The organism is Pseudomonas sp. FG47 (assembly GCF_057809115.1).
In genome coordinates, this window is record NZ_JBMDJI010000005.1 from 189605 (window position 1) to 203752 (window position 14148).

Annotated in this window: 14 protein-coding genes and 1 riboswitch; of the genes, 6 read left to right on the forward strand and 8 right to left on the reverse strand. The window is 64.0% G+C overall.

What is annotated here, in order from left to right; all coding sequences use genetic code 11:
• Positions 1-42 precede the first annotated feature (42 nt).
• Complete coding sequence (locus ACODS5_RS07220; protein WP_134690411.1) at positions 43-594, forward strand: cytochrome b; 552 nt, start codon at positions 43-45, stop codon at positions 592-594.
• 34 nt (positions 595-628) lie between these two features.
• Positions 629-1207, forward strand: coding sequence for a YceI family protein (locus ACODS5_RS07225; RefSeq protein ID WP_134690409.1), 579 nt, complete (start codon positions 629-631; stop codon positions 1205-1207).
• Between the two features lie 156 nt (positions 1208-1363).
• Here ACODS5_RS07225 and rhlE2 read toward each other — a convergent pair whose 3' ends face one another.
• The 4 genes from rhlE2 to ahcY form a co-directional block, all read right to left on the reverse strand.
• Complete coding sequence (gene rhlE2, locus ACODS5_RS07230) at positions 1364-3274, reverse strand: RNA helicase RhlE2 (RefSeq protein WP_489108299.1); 1911 nt, start codon at positions 3272-3274, stop codon at positions 1364-1366.
• A 222-nt stretch (positions 3275-3496) separates the two neighbouring features.
• The gene (locus tag ACODS5_RS07235) at positions 3497-4279 is read right to left on the reverse strand and encodes a substrate-binding periplasmic protein (protein ID WP_134690406.1); all 783 of its coding nucleotides are present in this window, start codon (positions 4277-4279) and stop codon (positions 3497-3499) included.
• Positions 4280-4383: 104 nt separating this feature from the next.
• Positions 4384-5229 carry a methylenetetrahydrofolate reductase [NAD(P)H] gene (gene metF, locus ACODS5_RS07240; RefSeq protein WP_134690404.1) on the reverse strand — a complete coding sequence of 282 codons (846 nt, stop codon included), beginning with the start codon at positions 5227-5229 and terminating at the stop codon, positions 4384-4386.
• A gap of 166 nt (positions 5230-5395) precedes the next feature.
• Positions 5396-6805: an adenosylhomocysteinase gene (gene ahcY / locus ACODS5_RS07245; protein ID WP_134690402.1), complete on the reverse strand. Its 1410-nt coding sequence runs from the start codon at positions 6803-6805 to the stop codon at positions 5396-5398.
• Positions 6806-6826: 21 nt separating this feature from the next.
• A riboswitch (S-adenosyl-L-homocysteine riboswitch) is annotated at positions 6827-6922 on the reverse strand.
• Between the two features lie 178 nt (positions 6923-7100).
• Between ahcY and ACODS5_RS07250 the strand changes: the two genes are divergently transcribed.
• On the forward strand, positions 7101-7502 hold the full coding sequence (locus ACODS5_RS07250) for an acyl-CoA thioesterase (RefSeq protein WP_003257757.1): 402 nt from the start codon (positions 7101-7103) through the stop codon (positions 7500-7502).
• Positions 7503-7618: 116 nt separating this feature from the next.
• On the opposite strand, the gene ACODS5_RS07255 is transcribed toward ACODS5_RS07250, so the two are convergent.
• Positions 7619-8854, reverse strand: coding sequence for a cation:proton antiporter (locus tag ACODS5_RS07255; protein ID WP_134690400.1), 1236 nt, complete (start codon positions 8852-8854; stop codon positions 7619-7621).
• Positions 8855-9071: 217 nt separating this feature from the next.
• On the opposite strand from ACODS5_RS07255, the gene ACODS5_RS07260 reads away from it, so the two are divergent.
• Both ACODS5_RS07260 and ACODS5_RS07265 read left to right on the forward strand, forming a co-directional pair.
• A complete protein-coding gene (locus ACODS5_RS07260; RefSeq protein WP_134690398.1) occupies positions 9072-9905 on the forward strand; it encodes an EamA family transporter in 834 nt (277 codons plus the stop codon).
• A gap of 31 nt (positions 9906-9936) precedes the next feature.
• Positions 9937-10323, forward strand: coding sequence for an MAPEG family protein (locus ACODS5_RS07265; protein WP_046853941.1), 387 nt, complete (start codon positions 9937-9939; stop codon positions 10321-10323).
• Between the two features lie 125 nt (positions 10324-10448).
• Here the strand turns inward: ACODS5_RS07265 and mltA are convergent, their stop codons facing one another.
• On the reverse strand, positions 10449-11600 hold the full coding sequence (gene mltA / locus ACODS5_RS07270; protein ID WP_489108300.1) for a murein transglycosylase A: 1152 nt from the start codon (positions 11598-11600) through the stop codon (positions 10449-10451).
• A gap of 119 nt (positions 11601-11719) precedes the next feature.
• On the opposite strand from mltA, the gene ACODS5_RS07275 reads away from it, so the two are divergent.
• Positions 11720-12166, forward strand: coding sequence for a c-type cytochrome (locus ACODS5_RS07275; protein WP_134690394.1), 447 nt, complete (start codon positions 11720-11722; stop codon positions 12164-12166).
• 188 nt (positions 12167-12354) lie between these two features.
• Here ACODS5_RS07275 and ACODS5_RS07280 read toward each other — a convergent pair whose 3' ends face one another.
• Positions 12355-12747, reverse strand: coding sequence for a DUF1090 domain-containing protein (locus tag ACODS5_RS07280; protein WP_134690393.1), 393 nt, complete (start codon positions 12745-12747; stop codon positions 12355-12357).
• A 200-nt stretch (positions 12748-12947) separates the two neighbouring features.
• Complete coding sequence (metK, locus tag ACODS5_RS07285; protein ID WP_134690391.1) at positions 12948-14138, reverse strand: methionine adenosyltransferase; 1191 nt, start codon at positions 14136-14138, stop codon at positions 12948-12950.
• Between the last annotated feature and the right edge of the window lie 10 nt (positions 14139-14148).

Consider the following 14148-nt stretch of genomic DNA (forward strand, 5'->3'; position numbering starts at 1 on the left):
GCGCTAGTCTTGTGCACAGCTTTCACGGGGAAATACGCCAACATGCAACTGCGCAATTCATCTTCTCGCTATGGCCTGGTCAGCATCATCCTGCACTGGGGCGTGGCGCTGGCGGTCTTCGGCCTGTTCGGCCTGGGGCTGTGGATGGTCGGCCTGGACTATTACAGCCCATGGCGCAAGTCCGGCCCTGATCTGCACAAGAGCATTGGCCTGGTGTTGTTGGCGATGATGCTGCTGCGCGTGCTCTGGCGTTTCGTCAGCCCGCCGCCACCGGCGCCGGTCAACCACGGCAAGGCCACGCGCCTGGCCGCCAAGCTGGGGCACCTGGCGCTGTATTTGGGGTTGTTCGCGGTCATGGCCGCGGGCTACCTGATCTCCACCGCCGACGGTGTGGGTATACCTGTATTCGGCTTGTTCGAAGTGCCTGCGCTGGTCAGTGACCTACCTGACCAGGCCGATACCGCTGGCGTTATCCACTTGTGGCTGGCCTGGGGCCTGGTGATTTTCGCCGTGCTGCACGCCTTGGCCGCCATCAAGCACCATTTCATCGACCGTGACGCGACCCTCACCCGCATGCTGGGCCGCAAAGCTTGAATCTCAACCTCAATTGCAAAGGAAGGAAGTAAGGATGTTGAAAAAGACTTTTGCCGCTCTGGCGCTCGGTACCGCTCTGATCTCCGCTGGCCAGGCCATGGCTGCCGAGTACAAGATCGACAAGGAAGGTCAGCACGCGTTCGTTGACTGGAAGATCAGCCACCTGGGCTACAGCTTCATCCATGGCACCTTCAAGGACTTCGACGGCAACTTCACCTGGGACAGCGCCAAGCCTGAAGCCAGTAAGATCAGCGTCGACCTGAAGACTGCCAGCCTGTGGTCCAATCACGCCGAGCGTGACAAGCACATCGCCAGCAAAGACTTCCTCGATGTGAAGAAGTACCCGGATGCCAAGTTCGTCTCCACCAGTGTCAAGTCGACCGGTGACAAGACCGCCGACGTGACCGGCGACCTGACCCTGCACGGTGTGACCAAGCCGGTCACCTTCAAGGCCGTGTTCAATGGCGAGGGCAAGGATCCGTGGGGTGGCGAGCGCGCCGGCTTCAACGCCAAGACCACGCTGAACCTGAACGACTTCGGGATCAAAGGCCCAGGCCCGACTTCGCAAACCCTGGATCTGGATATCAGTGTCGAAGGCGTGAAGCAGAAGTAATCCGCGTTAGTTGAACGACCGAGGGGCCGCTACGCGGCCCTTTCGCGACACAAGGCCGCTCCTACAAGTTCAGCGCAGCCCTTTGGCGGAGCGCAGTACCTGTAGGAGCGGCCTTGTGTCGCGAAAGGGCTGCATAACAGCCCCTCGGTGTTTCAATCAGCCTTTGCGCGTCAGCAGGGCCGGGCGCTCACCGCGTGGGCGAGCTGGCAGGTCGTCCAGTTGCTCGGGCGTCGGGTAGCGGTCGAGCTTGGATTCCTTGCGGATGATCACCGGCGCGCTCTGCGACTCGCGCGGGTTGCGCACTGCCGGTTCCTGGCGGGCCGAGTCGTCACGGCGGTTGCGACCGGCATTGTTGTCACGACGGGCGCCGCCATTGCCGCCGCCGTTGCGCGGACGCTTGTCGCCACCCTGGCCTTGACGCTGCTGGCCAGTGCCACGGGCTTGCCCCTGGCCTTGGCCACCACCACTGCGCTGCCCCTGGCCTTGGCCACCACCACTGCGCTGCCCCTGGCCTTGAGCCTGGCCACCGCCACCTGGACGGCGATTGCGGCCCTGGTTCTTGGCGTTCTGGTAGGGACTGACGTAGTCGGCGCGGTTACCAAAGTTGTCGACGTCGTCGTCGAGGAATTCTTCCGGGTCACGGTCGGCAGGTACCGTTGGCATGGCCTTCTGGCCTTGGGCATGCTGCTGGCGGGGTTTCTTGTCCCGCGGCTTGCGTTGCTGGCCTTGCTGCTTGTCGCCGGACTTTTCCTTCTCGGCAGGCTTCTCGGCCGCAGGCTTGTTACGGCCCTTGTCCTTGCCCTTGTCCTTGCGACCACCGCTGTCCTTGCTGCCTTCGCCGCGCGGCTGCTGGTTGCGGCCACCGCGACCGTTGTTTTGCGGGCGCTCGCGTACTTCCGGCTTTTCCGCTTCGACCTGCGAAGCGTCGAAGCCCATCAGGTCGCCGTCCGGGATCCGCTGCTTGGTGACGCGCTCGATGCTCTTGAGCAGCTTCTCTTCATCCGGGGCGACCATCGAGATGGCCTCGCCCGAACGACCGGCGCGGCCGGTGCGGCCAATACGGTGAACGTAGTCTTCCTCGACGTTGGGCAGTTCGAAGTTGACCACGTGGGGCAACTGGTCGATGTCCAGGCCGCGGGCAGCGATATCAGTGGCCACCAGCACGCGCACGGTGTTGGCCTTGAAGTCGGCCAGGGCCTTGGTGCGGGCGTTCTGGCTCTTGTTGCCGTGGATCGCGGCGGCGCTCAGGCCGTGCTTTTCCAGGTACTCGGCCAGGCGGTTGGCGCCGTGCTTGGTACGAGTGAACACCAGCACCTGTTCCCAGGCACCCAGGGTGATCAAGTGCGCCAGCAGCGCGCGCTTGTGGCTGGCCGGCAGGCGGTAGACACGCTGCTCGATGCGCTCGACGGTGGTGTTCGGCGGCGTGACCTCGATGCGCTCGGGGTTGTGCAGCAGCTTGTCGGCGAGGTCGGTGATGTCCTTGGAGAAGGTCGCCGAGAACAACAGGTTCTGGCGCTTGGCCGGCAGGCGAGCCAGCACTTTCTTGACATCGTGGATGAAGCCCATGTCGAGCATGCGGTCGGCTTCGTCCAGCACCAGGATCTCGACGCGAGACAAGTCGACGCTGCCCTGGCCGGCCAGGTCGAGCAGGCGGCCCGGGCAGGCGACCAGTACGTCGACGCCTTTGGCCATGGCCTGGACCTGTGGGTTCATGCCGACGCCGCCGAAGATGCAGGCGCTGATGAAGTTCAGGTCGCGGGCGTAGATCTTGAAGCTGTCATGCACCTGGGCGGCCAGCTCGCGGGTCGGCGTCAGCACCAGCACGCGCGGCTGGCGCGGGCCGTGGCGTTGCGACTTGTCGGGGTGGCCACCCGGGAACAGGCGCTCGAGGATCGGCAGGGCGAAGCCGCCGGTTTTACCAGTACCCGTCTGGGCGGCGACCATCAGGTCGCGACCTTGCAACACGGCGGGAATCGCCCGCTGTTGCACCGGGGTTGGCTGGGTGTAGCCCGCAGCCTCGATAGCGCGGACAAGAGCCTCGGAGAGACCGAGGGAAGCAAAGGACATGGGCAATCCTGTTCTCGTGGGGGCTGGGCCCGATGGGGTGTTCTGCCTGGCGCGACGGGCATCGGTGGGATGCGATCGCGTCCGGTCCAGCTGGGCGTTCACTACGCATCCTGGAGGCGGCGGGCGGGCACCAGGGGTGCGCTGCTGCGGGTCGAGATGCCGATGGCGAGGCCGAGCGTCCGGGCGTGAGCCGGGCGGGAAGGCTCGAGTATAACAGAGCAATCAGCGTGTGCCGCTTTCCTGCTGCTCAACGGCGAAAGGAAAATCCTGCTGGCCGAGGTAGCGGGTGCTGATCGCGGCATAGGCCGGTTCCTGCTTGAAGCGTCGCAGTTCCTCGGCGAAGGCCTGGGCCAGGGCCTCGCGCCCAGGCTTGCGGGCCAGCCCCAGGTACTGTGGGTGGCGGCTGATTACCAGCGGCAGCGCTTCAACGGCGTGCTCGATGCCCAGTTGCCGACTCAGGTAGTGGCCGAGACGGCGATCGGTCACCAGCAGGTCGATGCGCCCGCGCATCAGCTTGCCAAAGTTGGCTTCATGGCTGGGGGCCGATTCGCGACGGAACAGCGGCGAGTCGCTGAAGGCGGGGTTGTAGGCGTAGCCCGGCGAGGTGCCCACGGTCAGCCCGGCCAGGTCTTCCAGGCGCTGTACCGGGTGTGGTCGGCTGCGAGCCTGGTACAGGACGAATTCGACCTGCGACATTGGTTCGTTCGGGTAGACCAGATAGTCGCGGCGCGATTCGACCTGGAAGATATCCATCACGCCGTCCGCCAGGCCTTGCTCGACCATGGCCAGACAGCGCCGCCAAGGCAGGAACTGCCACTGCACCTCGATGCCCAGGCGTCGGAACACCTCGTTGGTCACTTCGTAGTCGATGCCCTGGGGCTGGTTGTTGGCCTGGAACAGGTAGGGCGCCCAGTCGTCGCTGACAATGCGCAAGCGTTCCGCCTGTGCCAGCGGGCTCAGGCAGGCGAGCAGCAACAGCAGGAGGGAGGGGATCAGCAGGCGCATAGCGCGAGATTACGCTGGCAGCCCAGGCAAGACCAGTGGGCTTTTGTCGCTGGGTGTTGGCATGGGCAAGGCGCTGGCCGGGGCCAATGCCTTGCCCGCGACCATCAGCGGGGCAGCTTCAGGTTGTTCCAGATCGCCAGGCTCGGCTCGGCCTGGTTCAAGGTATAGAAGTGCAGGCCTGGAGCGCCGCCTTGCAGCAGCTGTTCGCACATGCGGCTGATCACTTCCTCGCCGAAGGCCTGGATGCTGGCGGTGTCGTCGGCATAGGCTTCCAGCTGCTTGCGGATCCAGCGTGGGATCTCGGCGCCGCAGGCGTCGGAGAAGCGCGCCAGCTTGCTGTAGTTGGTGATTGGCATGATGCCCGGCACCACCGGGATGTCCACGCCCAGCTTGCCTGCGCGCTCGACGAAGTAGAAGTAGCTGTCGGCGTTGAAGAAGTACTGGGTGATGGCGCTGTCGGCGCCGGCCTTGACCTTGTGCACGAAGTTGGCCAGGTCCGCCTCGAAGTTGCGTGCTTGCGGGTGCATCTCCGGATAGGCGGCGACTTCCAGGTGGAAATGGTCGCCGGTTTCCTGGCGGATGAACTCGACCAGGTCGCTGGCGTAGCGTAGCTCGCCGCTGGCCATGCCCATGCCCGAAGGCAGGTCGCCGCGCAGGGCGACGATGCGCTTGATGCCGGCGGCCTGGTACTCGGCCAGCAGGGCGCGCAGGTCGTCCTTGCTGTCGCCCACGCAGGACAGGTGCGGGGCGGCCGGAACCTTCACTTCGTTCTCCAGCTGCAGCACGGTGTTCAGCGTGCGGTCGCGGGTCGAACCACCGGCGCCATAGGTGCAGGAGAAGAAATCCGGGTTGTAGCTGGCCAGCTGGCGGGCGACGCCCATCAGCTTTTCGTGGCCGGCGTCGGTCTTGGTCGGGAAGAATTCGAAACTGTAGCGGCGTTCTTGGGACATCACTCGTTCCTCAAGCAGCAAGCTTCAAGCGGCAAGCTGCAAGTAAAAGCCAGATCGGTGATGGCCGATCTGGCTTGGGCGCATTACAAGAGCTTCCAAGGCTGAGTCGCAAGCAGCAACGACACGGTCTGCCGTATCTTGCCGCTTGCAGCTTCAAACTTGCCGCTTAGTAGCGGTAGGCGTCCGGCTTGAACGGACCTTCGACGGTCACACCGATGTACTCGGCCTGCTGCGGGGTCAGCTGGGTGACCACGCCACCGAAGCCGCGGACCATTTCCAGGGCCACTTCTTCGTCGAGTTTCTTCGGCAGCACTTCCACGGTCAGGCGTTCGGCCTTCTTCGCGGCTGGCAGTTCGGCGAACTTCTGCTCGAACAGGAAGATCTGTGCCAGCACCTGGTTGGCGAACGAACCGTCCATGATGCGGCTTGGGTGGCCGGTGGCGTTGCCCAGGTTGACCAGGCGGCCCTCGGCCAGCAGGATCAGGTAGTCGTCGTTCTGCGGGTCGAACACGCCAGCGCCGGTGCGGTGGATCTTGTGCACCTGCGGCTTGACCTCTTCCCATGCCCAGTTCTTGCGCATGAAGGCGGTGTCGATCTCGTTGTCGAAGTGGCCGATGTTGCAGACCACGGCGCGCTTTTTCAGGGCCTTGAGCATGTTGGCATCGCAGACGTTGACGTTACCGGTGGTGGTGACGATCAGGTCGATGCGGCCCAGCAGGTCGGCGTTGATGCCGGCTTCGGTACCGGTGTTGATGCCGTCCTTGAACGGCGAGACCACTTCGAAGCCATCCATGCATGCTTGCATGGCGCAGATCGGGTCGACTTCGGTGACCTTGACGATCATGCCTTCCTGGCGCAGCGACTGGGCCGAGCCCTTGCCCACGTCACCGTAGCCGATCACCAGGGCCTGCTTGCCCGACAGCAGGTGGTCGGTGCCGCGCTTGATGGCGTCGTTCAGGCTGTGACGGCAGCCGTACTTGTTGTCGTTCTTGCTCTTGGTGACCGAATCGTTGACGTTGATCGCCGGGACTTTCAGCTCGCCCTTGGCCAGCATGTCGAGCAGGCGGTGCACGCCGGTGGTGGTCTCTTCGGTCACGCCGTGGATCTTGTCCAGCATGGCCGGGTATTTCTTGTGCAGGATTTCGGTCAGGTCGCCGCCGTCGTCCAGCACCATGTTGGCATCCCATGGCTGGCCATCTTTCAGGATGGTCTGCTCGATGCACCACTCGTACTCCTGCTCGGTCTCGCCTTTCCAGGCGAACACCGGGATACCGGCGGCGGCGATGGCGGCAGCGGCCTGGTCCTGGGTCGAGAAGATGTTGCAGGACGACCAGCGTACTTCAGCGCCCAGGGCGATCAGGGTCTCGATCAGCACGGCAGTCTGGATGGTCATGTGGATGCAGCCGATGATCTTCGCGCCCTTGAGCGGTTGTTCGGCTTGGTACTTGCGGCGCAGGCCCATCAGTGCCGGCATTTCCGATTCGGCGATGATGACTTCCTTGCGGCCCCAGTCGGCCAGGGAGATGTCGGCGACCTTGAAGTCGGAAAAACCAGCAGGCGTGTTTACAGCGCTCATCGAGAGCCTCCATTCGTAGTGTGCGAATGGGCGCCGTTGTGCGTTGAGCGTCCGCTTGGCGGACAACGCCCCAACCGAGCCTGACAGGACGAACCTGCTGCAGCGCCCCTCGGTCGGGTGGCGGGATGGCCGCCCCAGCGGGGGCCATTTGAATCGGCGGAGATTATAGCCGTGGGCAGATGACACACCCAAGACTTTCTGTCGATTTATCGAGACGATAGTCGATGTTCAATGGAGCGTGACCAGGTGGTCTGCCATCATGGCTGCACGTTAGCCAAGCCGGTCAGGAGTAAAGATGAACTTTCACACCCGCAAATGGGTAAAACCCGAAGACCTCAACCCCAACGGCACCTTGTTCGGTGGCAGCCTGCTGCGCTGGATCGACGAAGAGGCGGCGATCTACGCCATCGTCCAGCTGGGCAACCAGCGGGTGGTGACCAAGTACATCTCGGAGATCAACTTCGTCAGCGCCTCGCGTCAGGGTGACATCATCGAGCTGGGCATCACCGCCACCGAGTTCGGTCGCACCTCGATCACCCTCAAGTGCGAAGTGCGCAACAAGATCACCCGCAAGGCGATTCTCACGGTCGACAAGATGGTCTTCGTCAACCTCGGCGAGGACGGCCTGCCAGCGGCGCACGGGCGTACCGAGATCAAGTACATCCAGGACCAGTTCCCGGACTCTGCGGTGGAATGACGATCCCGGGGCTGCTGTGCAGCCCTTTCGCGACACAAGGCCGCTCCTACAGAGCACGCGATCCACTGTAGGAGCGGCCTTGTGTCGCGAAAGGGCCGCGCAGCGGCCCCAGAGTCTCAAGGTTGTGTGCTGACCTTGCGCACCACCTTGCCGACCGTCAGACCCTGCACCAGGATCGACGACAGCACCACGATATAGGTGATCGACAGCAGCAGGTCACGCTCCTCGCCTTGTGGCAGCGACAGCGCCAGGGCTACCGATACGCCACCGCGCAGACCGCCCCAGGTCAGCACGCGGATGGTGCCCTGCGGTACTTTGCGCCAGCGGCGCAGCAGGACGATCGCCGGAGCCACGGTCAGCAGGCGCGAGGCCAGCACTGCCACCGCCAGCACGCCACCGGCCGCCAAGTGCAGCCAGTTGAACGGCAGCAGCAGCAACTCCAGGCCGATCAGGGCGAACAGCAGGGCGTTGAGCATGTCGTCGATCAACTCCCAGAAACCGTCCATGTAGCGGCGGGTCATATCGTTCATCGCCAGGTTGCGCCCCAGGTTGCCGATGATCAGGCCGGCAACCACCATGGCGATTGGCGCCGAGACATGCAACTCGTAGCACATGGCCGAGCCGCCGATCACCAGCGCCAGGGTCAGCATCACTTCCACCTGGTACTGCTCGACGCTCTTGATCATGCGATAAGTGGCGTAGCCGATCAGGCCGCCGAAGGCAATGCCGCCAAGGGCCTCGCGGGCGAACAGGATGGCGGTGTCGGCGACGCTTGGCGTCTCGCCCAACTGGATGATGCCCAGCAGCACGGTGAACACCACCACCGCGGTGCCGTCGTTGAATAGCGACTCACCGACGATGGTGGTCTTCAGCGGCTTGGAGGCATTGGCGGTACGCAGCGCCCCGAGCACGGCGATCGGGTCGGTCGGCGAGATCAGCGCGCCGAACAGCAGGCAATAGATCAGCGGCACCTGCCAGCCGAACAGGGCGAACACCCAGTGCGCCAGGTAGCCGATCACCACGGTGGCGATCAGCACGCCGAGGGTGGCCAGCAGGCCGATGGGCCAGCGGTAGCTGCGCAGATCGCTGAGGTTGACGTGCAAGGCGCCGGCGAACAGCAGGAAGGAGAGCATCCAGTGCATCAGCAGGTCGTTGAAGTCGATCTGGTTCATCAGGCCTTCGACGCGTTCTTCCAGGCCAGGGAAGCCGATCAGGCTCAAACCCTGCAGGATGAGGGAGAACAGCAAGGCGGTGACCATCACGCCGATGGCCGGCGGCAGGCCGATGAAGCGGTAGTTCACATAAGTGAGGAGGGTGGTGAGGCAGATAAACGCGGCAACTAATTCAAGCATCCCGAATCCTGTGACAGTGGCTTCCAAGTCGTTACCCGAGTGGCTCGGGCAGTTCTTTGATGATCTGGCGCGGCGTTCGGGACACACCTTATGACCGGATTTCTCCAATTGGTTCCTGTCAGGCAATGGCGTGGGAGCGGGCGTGCCCCGCGATGGGCCATAACATGCCAGGCGCTATATAGTGGTCCCCACCAAACGACAACAAGGATTCCAAGGCGTGCTGGCAACTTCCCTCGTACTGGTCGCAGCCCTGCTCCATGCCACCTGGAATACCTTGATCAAGTTCAGCGCCGAGCGGCTGCTGGTGATCGCCAGCATGGACGTGGTGGCGCTGAGTTTCGCCATGCTGGCGGTAGCCTTCGTAGATTTCCCGCCCGCCGAGATCTGGCCCTGGCTGTTGGCCTCGGCGCTGGCCGAGCAGCTGTACCGCTTTCTGCTGATCCAGGCCTATCGGGTTGGCGACCTGGGCCTGGTCTATCCGTTGATGCGCGGCCTGTCGCCGCTGGTGGTGCTGGGGCTGACCCTGGCCTTCGCCGGCGAGTCGCTGAGCCAGCAACAGATCATCGGCATCCTGCTGATCCCCTGTGGCATGGCGTGCTTGCTTTGGCAGGGCGGTGGCGGCGACCGCCTGCCCTGGTCGATGCTGCCGGTGGTGGCGCTGATTGGCCTGTGCATCGGCTGCTACACCTGGTTCGACGGCCAGGCCGTACGCCTGTGGGGCAAACCGTGGGATTACCTGGTGTGGCTGAGCCTGCTCAGCTCCTGGCCGTTCCCGCTGCTGGCCGTGGTGGCCCGACGTGGGCCGTTCATGCTGTTCTGGCGAACCCAATGGAAGCTGGGCCTGGCGGTCGGATTCTGCGTATTGTTCAGCTACGCTCTGGTGCTCTGGGCCATGCACCTGGGCTCGGTGGCTGAAGCTGCAGCGTTGCGCGAGTTGAGCGTGATCCTCGTGGTGCTGTTGGGCATGCGCTACCTCAAAGAACCTTTTGGCGGGCCAAGACTCCTAGCTTGCGGGCTGGTGCTGGCCGGCATGCTGGTGATGAAGCTCTGAAGCGAACCTCTATGAACAAGGAGTCCTGTAGATGACCGTAGCCCTGTGGTGCATTCTCGTCGCGCTGGTCCTGCCGCCGCTGTGCGCACTGATCGCCAAACTCAGCAGCGGGTATTTCGGCCTGCGTGCCAATCACGACCCGCGTGCGTTCCTGGACAAGCTCGAAGGGCTGCCACGGCGGGCCCATGCCGCTCAGTTGAACGGCTACGAGGCGTTTCCCGCGTTTGCCGCGGCAGTGCTGGTGGCCGATATCGTCGGCAATGCCGAACAAGTGACCCAGGACGTGCTGGGCGTGATGTACATCACCAGCCGGCTGCTCTACATCATCTGCTACCTGGCGGATTGGGCGGTGCTGCGTTCGCTGGTGTGGTTCGTCGGGATGGCGCTGATCGTGTCGTTCTTTGTCGTGTCGATCTAGCCTCGCGCGGGGCTGATTCGCCCGTAGGAGCCGGCTTGCCGGCGAACACCGGCATAGCCGGTGTCATGCACCGAGGCACGTGGTTCGCCAGCAAGCTGGCTCCTACAGGGTGGGGTTCGGGGGCGTCATGGGGCCTTCGGCACCTCTGGCAACGGCTGGCCCTTGGGCCACAGCATCCAGATCTGTCCCTGCTGCTTCATGTTCCCTGCCAACTCGCCGGCCTCGGGCCCGGTGCCCCAGAACAGGTCCGCGCGCACCTCGCCGGTAATCGCGCCGCCGGTGTCCTGAGCGCCGACCGGGCGTACGACCGGCGAGCCGTCTGGCCGTGTGGTCGACAGCCACAACAGGCTACCCAGCGGAATCACCTTGCGGTCGATCGCCACGCTGTAGCCCGCAGTCAGCGGCACGTTCAGCGAGCCGCGCGGGCCTTCGTTGCTGTCCGGGCGGGTGCTGAAGAACACATAGCTGGGGTTGCTCGCCAGCAGCTCCGGTACCCGCTGCGGATTGGCCTGGGCCCAAGCGTGGATGCTGCCCATGGTCACTTGCTCCTTGGGCAACTGGCCCTGTTCCACCAGCCAGCGTCCGATCGGACGATAGGGGTGGCCGTTCTGGTCGGCATAGCCCAGGCGCAGTTGGCGGCCATTATCCAGTTGGACCCGCCCCGAACCCTGGATCTGCAGGAACTGCAAGTCCATCGGGTCCGTCAGCCAGGCCACCACCGGTGCCTTGGCGCCGTCACGGTTGATCACCTCGGCGGTGTCGTAGGGCTTGAGGACCCGGCCCTCGAGGCGCCCGCGCAAGCGCTTGCCCTTGAGCTCGGGATAGACACTGGCCAGGTCGACCACGATCATGTCCTCGGGCACGCCATACACCGGCACCTGCGCCGCCTCGGTGCGTGCCAGGCTGCCGGGGTAGACCGGTTCGTAATAGCCGGTGATCAGGCCGTTGGCGTTGTTGTCGGCGGCACGCAGGCCATACACCTGCAGGTTCTGCTCGAGGAAGGTACGCACCTGGGTGGCGCTCGCCATGGCGCTGCCCGCTGCTTCGCAGGTGGCGGCCCACACTGGGTCGCGCTTGAGTTTCTCGCAGCCGCTGCGCCAGGCGTAGAAGCCGGCCAGCAGGTCGTCGTCGCTGACCTGGGGCAGGTCCTTCCAGGTGGCCGGTACATAGGTGGCGATGGCGTGAGGTTGCGGCTTGGCGCTTTCGCCACCGTTGCAGCCGGCCAGCAGCGCCAAGGCCGGCAGGGCCCAGGCGAGATGGCGCAATGCGGATTTCATCGGATCGGTCCTGTGTGGGGCGAAACATGAATATTCGCCCTTGTTTTCTGTGTGGCTATTGGTCTTTGCCTGATGCGGGGCGATACTGGCCGCCCGTTTTCCTGGCCAAAGAGACCGTGATGTACAAGCGATTGACCGTGGTACTGCTCGCCGCCCTTGCCTTGAGCGCCTGTGATGGCGTCGACCCCAACTCGCCGCTGGGCCAGCGCAAGGCGATCTTCAAGCAGATGCTCAAGACCAGTGAAGACATGGGCGGCATGCTGCGCGGGCGGTTGCCCTTCGATGGCGTGAAGTTCGCCGAGGGCGCGGTGAAGCTGGATACCCTGGCCCATGAGCCGTGGCAGCACTTCCCGCAGGTGCGCGACGAGGGTGACAGCAGCGCACGGGCGGATGTCTGGGAGCGTCAGGCGCGGTTCCATGACCTGGCTCGGCAGCTCGAGGGCGTCACCGGCGAGCTGGTCGCGGTGACCCGCAGCCAGCCACTGGACGCCGCGCAGCTCAAAGCACCGATGGACAAGGTCGAGGCGGCGTGCAAGGCCTGTCATAGCGAGTTCCGCAATCATTGATGGCATGTTGTAGCGAACGCTCTCGACATCCAGGCGCTGCCGCAAATCCCTGTAGAAGCGGCCTTGTGTCGCGATGGGCCGCACAGCGGCCCCAGGATTTCAGCCTCGATGCATCAATCGCCGGGGCCACTGCGCGACCCGTTCGCGACACAAGGTCGCTCCTACACTGACCGCGTTTGGCGCGGGGCTCAGCGGTCGAGGTCGTCCACTGCTTCCTGTAGTTCCTTGCGCGACTCGGCCAGCTTGTCCTTGCGCTTGTTGATCTTCTCGGAGTCGCCTTTTTTCTCGGCTTTTTTCAAGTCTTTCTCGCGCTGCGCCACTTCGTGACGGGCATCGAGCACCTTCTGCTCGCGCTCCTTGCGCAGGCTGGCATCGGTGCAGTTTTCGACCCCGCGCAGCGCTTCTTCAAGGCCTGCAACCTGGTCGGTATTGCGGTGGTCACGGGCGATCTTCAGTTGGTTTTCGATGGCGCTGCGTTTGGCGGCGCAACCAGTCAGGCCGGGATCGGGTTGGGCGGCCTGCGCGACGCCGGCGAGCAGGCCGACGGTTGCCAGCACGGCGAGAATGGAAGTGCGTTGCATGAAAGCCTCCTTGACGGGGCGGGCGGCAAAAAAGTAGGGGCAAATCCTGCCTTGGTTTTTCCGGTTTATAAACCCTGGGTAGCGGTTTCTTGCCCAGGATCAGTTATTTCGCGATGTTTCTTGGCCATTTGGTCTTTTGTGCCAGATGTTAAAAAGCCCCTGCTGATCGCTCGGCAGGGGCTTTCATTGCTGCTGAAGGCTTACAGGCCGGCGGCGTCGCGCAGGGCGTCGGCGCGGTCGGTGCGCTCCCAGGTGAAGGTGGTGAAGGTGTCGTCACCCACGGTCTTCTGCTGCGGAGTACGGCCGAAGTGACCGTAGGCAGCGGTTTCCTGGTACATCGGGTGCAGCAGGTCGAGCATGGTGGTGATGGCGTAAGGACGCAGGTCGAAGCACTCGCGCACCAGCTGGATGATCTTGTCGTCGGAAACCTTGCCGGTGCCGAAGGTGTTGATCGAGATGGAGGTCGGCTGGGCCACGCCGATGGCGTACGACACCTGGATCTCGCATCGCTCGGCCAGGCCGGCGGCGACGATGTTCTTGGCCACGTAGCGACCGGCGTAGGCAGCCGAGCGGTCGACCTTGGACGGGTCCTTGCCGGAGAACGCGCCGCCACCGTGGCGGGCCATGCCGCCGTAGGAGTCGACGATGATCTTGCGGCCGGTCAGGCCGCAGTCGCCCACCGGGCCACCGATGATGAAGTTGCCGGTCGGGTTGATGTGGTACTGGGTGCCCTTGTGCAGCAGTTCGGCCGGCAGGGTGTGCTTGACGATCAGCTCCATCACCGCTTCCTGCAGGTCTTTTTGCGAAACCTCAGGGTTATGCTGGGTCGACAGCACCACCGCATCGATGCCGACCACCTTGCCGTTTTCGTAACGGCAGGTGACCTGCGACTTGGCGTCCGGGCGCAGCCACGGCAGCAGGCCGGACTTGCGCGCCTCGGCCTGGCGCTCGACCAGGCGGTGCGAGAAGCAGATCGGCGCTGGCATCAATACTTCGGTTTCGTTGCTGGCGTAGCCGAACATCAGGCCCTGGTCGCCGGCACCCTGGTCCTCCGGCTTGGAGCGGTCGACGCCCTGGGCGATGTCCACCGACTGCTTGCCGATGATGTTCATCACGGCGCAGGTGGCGCCGTCGAAACCGACGTCGGAGCTGTTGTAGCCGATGTCGATGATCACCTTGCGCACCAGGTCTTCCAGGTCGACCCAGGCCGAGGTGGTGACTTCACCGGCGATGATGGCGACACCGGTCTTGACCAGGGTCTCGCAGGCCACGCGGGCGTATTTGTCCTGGGCGATGATCGCGTCCAGGACCGCGTCGGAGATCTGGTCGGCGATCTTGTCCGGATGCCCTTCGGACACGGACTCGGAAGTGAAAAGGGAGTATTCGCTCATCTCGAGGGGT

What these genes read in the sequence shown, in the direction of transcription:
- metF (WP_134690404.1), bottom strand. Translation starts at nt 5,229, where the DNA reads ATGTCCCAAGAACGCCGCTACAGTTTCGAATTCTTCCCGACCAAGACC.
- rhlE2 (WP_489108299.1), bottom strand. Translation starts at nt 3,274, where the DNA reads ATGTCCTTTGCTTCCCTCGGTCTCTCCGAGGCTCTTGTCCGCGCTATC.
- ACODS5_RS07280 (WP_134690393.1), bottom strand. Translation starts at nt 12,747, where the DNA reads ATGCAACGCACTTCCATTCTCGCCGTGCTGGCAACCGTCGGCCTGCTC.
- mltA (WP_489108300.1), bottom strand. Translation starts at nt 11,600, where the DNA reads ATGAAATCCGCATTGCGCCATCTCGCCTGGGCCCTGCCGGCCTTGGCG.
- ACODS5_RS07265 (WP_046853941.1), top strand. Translation starts at nt 9,937, where the DNA reads ATGACCGTAGCCCTGTGGTGCATTCTCGTCGCGCTGGTCCTGCCGCCG.
- ahcY (WP_134690402.1), bottom strand. Translation starts at nt 6,805, where the DNA reads ATGAGCGCTGTAAACACGCCTGCTGGTTTTTCCGACTTCAAGGTCGCC.
- ACODS5_RS07255 (WP_134690400.1), bottom strand. Translation starts at nt 8,854, where the DNA reads ATGCTTGAATTAGTTGCCGCGTTTATCTGCCTCACCACCCTCCTCACT.
- ACODS5_RS07250 (WP_003257757.1), top strand. Translation starts at nt 7,101, where the DNA reads ATGAACTTTCACACCCGCAAATGGGTAAAACCCGAAGACCTCAACCCC.
- ACODS5_RS07275 (WP_134690394.1), top strand. Translation starts at nt 11,720, where the DNA reads ATGTACAAGCGATTGACCGTGGTACTGCTCGCCGCCCTTGCCTTGAGC.
- ACODS5_RS07235 (WP_134690406.1), bottom strand. Translation starts at nt 4,279, where the DNA reads ATGCGCCTGCTGATCCCCTCCCTCCTGCTGTTGCTGCTCGCCTGCCTG.
- ACODS5_RS07220 (WP_134690411.1), top strand. Translation starts at nt 43, where the DNA reads ATGCAACTGCGCAATTCATCTTCTCGCTATGGCCTGGTCAGCATCATC.
- ACODS5_RS07225 (WP_134690409.1), top strand. Translation starts at nt 629, where the DNA reads ATGTTGAAAAAGACTTTTGCCGCTCTGGCGCTCGGTACCGCTCTGATC.
- metK (WP_134690391.1), bottom strand. Translation starts at nt 14,138, where the DNA reads ATGAGCGAATACTCCCTTTTCACTTCCGAGTCCGTGTCCGAAGGGCAT.